Annotated in this window: 5 protein-coding genes and 1 pseudogene; all 6 read right to left on the bottom strand. The window is 44.2% G+C overall.

Features of this window, described 5'->3' with window-relative positions:
* A partial coding sequence (locus QZ147_RS08245) for a cache domain-containing protein (protein ID WP_295149187.1) occupies positions 1-782 on the bottom strand: 782 nt, incomplete at its 3' end.
* A 95-nt stretch (positions 783-877) separates the two neighbouring features.
* Positions 878-1630 (bottom strand): AAC(3) family N-acetyltransferase, encoded by a 753-nt coding sequence (locus tag QZ147_RS08240; protein ID WP_295149184.1) that lies wholly within the window; start codon positions 1628-1630, stop codon positions 878-880.
* Positions 1630-2992 (bottom strand): annotated as a pseudogene (locus QZ147_RS08235) (DUF4910 domain-containing protein). The gene QZ147_RS08240 and the pseudogene QZ147_RS08235 overlap by 1 nt, the downstream one beginning before the upstream one ends.
* A 27-nt stretch (positions 2993-3019) precedes the next feature.
* Positions 3020-3589: a ComF family protein gene (locus QZ147_RS08230; protein ID WP_295149181.1), complete on the bottom strand. Its 570-nt coding sequence runs from the start codon at positions 3587-3589 to the stop codon at positions 3020-3022.
* A 154-nt stretch (positions 3590-3743) separates the two neighbouring features.
* Complete coding sequence (locus tag QZ147_RS08225) at positions 3744-4298, bottom strand: YajG family lipoprotein (RefSeq protein WP_295149179.1); 555 nt, start codon at positions 4296-4298, stop codon at positions 3744-3746.
* 9 nt (positions 4299-4307) lie between these two features.
* Positions 4308-5038, bottom strand: a 731-nt coding sequence (locus QZ147_RS08220; protein WP_295149176.1) for a hypothetical protein, incomplete at its 5' end; no start/stop codon positions are given.

Raw genomic sequence — 5038 nt, 5'->3', positions numbered from 1 at the left:
GCCGCTACGGCTAGCCAACCTTGATCATTAATCACGATCGCTTTTGCGTTTACGTTTTCGCCTCTTGGGTTAACATACGGAATTAACCCGTTTTTATCGAAGTCCTTACTTGCGAATTTGCTAGCCACGGTCTTTCCGAAATCAGTCGCTTTACCGATAAATTCGTGATTGCTGTGCACGAGTACGACGCCGTCTTTGTTAATAACGTAAACGTAGCCGTATTTTGTTTTACCCATTTCTAAAATTTCTTTTTGAAGCGTATTTACGCTAACGTTTACTCCGGTTACGCCCACGGCCTTACCCTCGCGTCGCACTCCTGCTACGAAAGGTACGACCAACTCGCCAGTAACCGCAGAAACATAGGGCTCGGTAAATACTGCCCCACTCTCGCTCATGGCTCTTTTAAACCATTCGCGCGTCCTAAAATCGAAATTCGACTTCGTGGTACCGTCGGAGAAGTTTATCCAACCCGTCGCGTCTACGTAAAGCGCAATGCTAACGTTAGCTCCGCCGTGTTCTTTTGCGGTTTGTATCGTCTGCATAATCTCGCTCGAATCTACGGCCTCAATATCTTTGCGTAAGCTAATCGCCTTTTCTTCATTAGACTTAAAAAAGGCATTTATGAAGCGCTTAACGTCGTTTAAAATTTGCTCTTGGTTTTGACTGACCAGTTCCACCACCTTATCTTGTGCAGTAAAATAACTCACCGCCGAGATTGCCGAAAACGATACGAACAATGCTACGATTAAAACGAGCGCTATTTTATTTGTAATCGATCTCACTTTTATCCCCCTCCTTACGTTAAAATTAGAGCCGTAATTTTACAACAAATAAAATAAAATATGAATTATACTTAAACACCTCGCATCCGCAAGCGTCAGCACGAAAAGAGCTTATGCAAACTTCTTGCGCCGTTGTTTTTGATATCGTCGACGGTTATTTCATATGCGCGACTTAAATTTATTATTTTTATCTCGTCCTCGCCCGTTTCGTTTATTTTCATAGCTTTTGATTTTAAAAACAGCATTTCAAGTGGTTTTAAATCGGTTATAACGCCGTCCTTTCTAACAAACATCGAATATGTTTTATTGCTTTTCTCGCCGTTTTTGTCTACGTAAACGCCGTTAAAATCCTTTTCGAATCTATAATCTATACCGCAAATTTGCTCGGCGTGATGCACGAAAGTAAAAGAGTGGTCAAGCTCTAAATTTACGATTATCATCTTTGCTTTTAGGCGGCGCATAAAACCGAAAGGCGAGTCGTCCGCAAAGCTGCTTACGTTATTTAAATTCGCAAGCTCATTTTTATATCTTCCCCAAACCGCAAATGAGTAAATCGGATGTGCCGTACGCGTAAAATCTTCCCTTTTTAACGCCAAATTTCCCAAAGCGCCAGTTTTTGACTTCGTGTCTTTTACGCTAAAACCTAATCCGTGGCAAAAATCCCAAGAAAAAGTCTGAAAAGCAAGCGTCCCGCTCCGGCCTATTTTTAGGATTATTTCATCGATAAGAACGTTTGCGTCGTATTTTTTATCTTCACGTTTTCGCTTAAAAATAAATCTATTAAAATTTCCAGTTACTACGACGAAATCGCCGCTTTTAAGTTCAAATTTATCTATTAAATCGCTCATTAGTCTTCCTTTGTTAGTTCAAATTCGACGCATTTTTCTATCGTCTCTTTTAGTTTTCTCAACTCGACGCCTAAAATTTCGGCGATTTGCAACGCGTCTCTTTTGCCGTCGCAGTACGCGAGAAAATTTCTTACGTTCATCATTTCTTGCGGGTAGGCGCCGGCATTTATCGTGGCTATTAGTCCGCGTCGCCCCAAATTCGGCTCGCAGACAAAATTGGGTTTATAAACCGTATTCGCTTCCAAATTTAAAACAATATTTTTAGCGTATTCAAATCCCCCTTCAAGTCCTTTTTGCGTGACGAAATTTAAATCGTCTAGACTAGTGTGATACTCTTCGTATTCGCCGAATTTTGAGCGGCAAATAGCTACTGCGCCTAAATTTAGAGCCGGCGTGTTAAACTGCCTCTCGTCGCTTCCGCGGTACAAAAACGAGTAAATTTTAGGCTCTTTTGCAAGAAATTTAAGCGTATGTAACGCGGCGCGGTCGCTTAGGCTATTTTCGCTAGGGCTTAAAACTACGCTGTAAGCGCGTTCGTCTCCGAGGCAACTAAGTACGAAGCAAGCCTTGACGTTTGATTTTAAATAATCAAAATTTCGGCTGACGTAAGCGATAGAGCCGATAGTTTCCGGTACGACGATAAATCGGTAGTCGTAGCGGCGTTGTGGAAGCGTGCGGATAAATTTAACAAGCTGCGTTCAGACCGCAGGACCGCTTAATTCGTTATTTGCCATTTGCGGATGACAAAGATAGGTGGAAAATAAAATCTCGCCCTTGCTTTTTTGTTCCGGTTTTATCTCGTCGGAGCTTAAATTTTCGCTTGGCTCGTCACTAGTCGCGGGGATAAAAATCTCGCCGTAATTTAGCTCGCCGTCCTCTTTAAACGCGGTATCTATAAAAACTTCGTAAATACCATCCTCTAAGGCATCGCGCTCGTTTTGGCTAATGCAAAATCCCCAGCGTCTCTCGTAGTAGCTAGTCGCGTACGGGGGATAGCGCGCGGAAGGCGCGGTAGCGAATATAAGTGCCCTTGTAGCTCATTAAGGCCTATTTTAGCATGAAAAGGCGCGGAATAATTTAATAAATGCAGATTATTTTTGTCAAATTCGCATATCTTTCGACCGCTAGGCGTTATGATACACGCATCTTTAACGATCCATTCCGGCGGAACGATCCAGTCAAAGCATTTTGCGCCGCTTTTTACGGAGTAAATTTTTAAATTACTTGAAATCGCAGGTTTGCCGTCTTCCTTATTTTGCGAAGCAGAGCTTTCGAGCTTTTTATTATGTTTAAACTTTTGCGAAAGCCCTCGCCTGTTATGGAGCGGGGTATTTTAAACAACTTTGTTGCAAGTTCGTGCATCGTCATTTTTTCTCCTTTTTTGGATTTTTAGTATCTCGCATCCGCAAGCGTCAGCGCGAAAAGCACTTCGACGTCTGCTTTTTCAAGCGCGGTTTTCGCTTCAAGCAGCGTAGTCGCGGTAGTTACGACGTCGTCGATTAAAATAACGGGATACGGCGGGCGCTTTAAAATTTTAAAATTTCGCGGATTAGCGAGCCTAAAATTTAAATCTTTTCCCGAATAGTTAACGTTTGAAGAGGCGTGTAAGCAGCGGTAGACCGGGCGTAAAATTTCGCTTCTCGCCGCGTGCGCTAAAATCGCCGTATGCGAGTAGCCGCTAGTAATTTTATCGTCAACCGGCACCAGGCTTGCTTCGGCGCTAAATTCAAACTCGCGCGCGAATTGTTTAAAGCTTAAATTTGCGAGGGCGCGGTATGCAAACACCCCGCTCATAGAGTGTTTTTTGAGGATAACGGGCTTAATTTCGTCATAGCCGTAGAAGCTAAAAATTTTAAAATTCCCGATTTCTCGCAGAGTTAGGCGAGGATTTTGCAAAATTCGCTTACACGAAGGGCAAATAACGGAAAAGCTAAAAGCCTCGCAGTTGATACATCTCAAATTTCGCCTTTTGCGGCTTATTTTTTTGCGCTATACGTCGCTAGCTTTAAAATTTCAAGCTCTATGAACAATGCGTTCTATCTACGCTTAAAATTTTTAAACCCGTCTAGTCTAGCGCAACAATACTGCGCCGTCCGTTTTAAAAAATAAGCCACTAGGAGCCTAAAATTTGCGCCGCCGTGCGCTTCACCGCGTCTTCTATCATCTCGTCTAAAAACGGTTTAAACGAGCTTCCAGTGCGAATTAGCTCGAATTTAGTTTGGCTGTTCGAGATATTTTTATTTATCGTTTCGTCGCCTTTTTGGATTTTTAGCGCGATTTTTAGGTTGCCTTTCATATTATCTTTGTCGTAGCCGCTTAGATTCGCGCCGAATTCTTGGATATAGATCTCCGCCGCGACGCCGCCCATACCGCCTACGTTCGCGCCGCGTACGCGAAGTTCGGCTTCAAGCGCGGTTTTAAACCACTCGGCAAGATTGTTTTGCAGCACGACGTATTCGCTCACGTCGCCATTTTTATCGGTGATCGTAGCGATCGTGCTTTGATTTTTACGCACGTCGACGATCTTTGCGATATAGACTTCTTTACCGCTTACGACGTTCGTCGCGACGGCGGCGTAAGGTTTTAGCGTTACGACGCTTTGAGTAGGCGCGCAGCCAACCGTTAGCGCGGCAAGGATCGCAGCTAGCAAAATTTTAAACGTTTTCATATTTTTCCTTTAAATTTTTGAAATTTCGTCGGCGACTTTTATCGCGGCTTGCTTGACTAAAAGCGCTATGAAAAAGTCGAAATCCTTAGACTCGCTCGCTTCTAGCTTTTCTACGTGGTGATGTGTAGAAAAGCTGCGCTTGCGGCTAAAATTTATATTTGAAAGGCGCACGGAGCCTTCTAGTCTACCGTTTAGCTGCTCGGTTTTAGGATCGTATTCGCCGCTTAACGAGCCGAAACTAACGTCTAAGCGGTACGTATACGGCGAAGTTTGCGTATCTACGACTACGATACCGCGCGATTGTAGCTCGCGCTCTAAAAACATATAAAAAAGCGTTTCTAACCGCGGGTTGGAGTTAAATACGACTTGCGAGCCGTCGCGGCGCGAGTATCGGATAGAGCGGGCGCTTTGGCGGTCGTCGGTAATGCGGTGAATGTAGACTTTTTTAAGACCGATATTAGTGTCGATCATGTTTTTTTCTAGGCAGCATTGTATCGCTACGTCGCTTTTATAGGTCGTGCCGTTGATTTTTAGCGTCCCACCTCTGCCGCTGCATAGCGAGCAGTCAGACTGCACCGTCATCACTTCGTTAAAATAAAACGCGTCCGCGCCGCCGATATCCGAGCGCTCGCCGTTTATGCCGTAACACGCGTCGCAGGTCTTGCCCGCGCAGCCGGCGAAGGCCAAAAGCGCGAAAGCGGCGATAATTAGCGATTTAAATTTTAGCATTTTTACCCCTT

This window comes from uncultured Campylobacter sp., assembly GCF_905371695.1.
Lineage (GTDB): Bacteria > Campylobacterota > Campylobacteria > Campylobacterales > Campylobacteraceae > Campylobacter_A.
The sequence above is the reverse complement of the archived record's forward strand: the minus strand, read 5'-3'. Positions and strand labels throughout refer to the sequence as shown.

Excerpts from the sequence above, each read along its gene's own strand:
- QZ147_RS08240 (WP_295149184.1), bottom strand. The coding sequence starts at position 1,630 with ATGAGCGATTTAATAGATAAATTTGAACTTAAAAGCGGCGATTTCGTC.
- QZ147_RS08225 (WP_295149179.1), bottom strand. The coding sequence starts at position 4,298 with ATGAAAACGTTTAAAATTTTGCTAGCTGCGATCCTTGCCGCGCTAACG.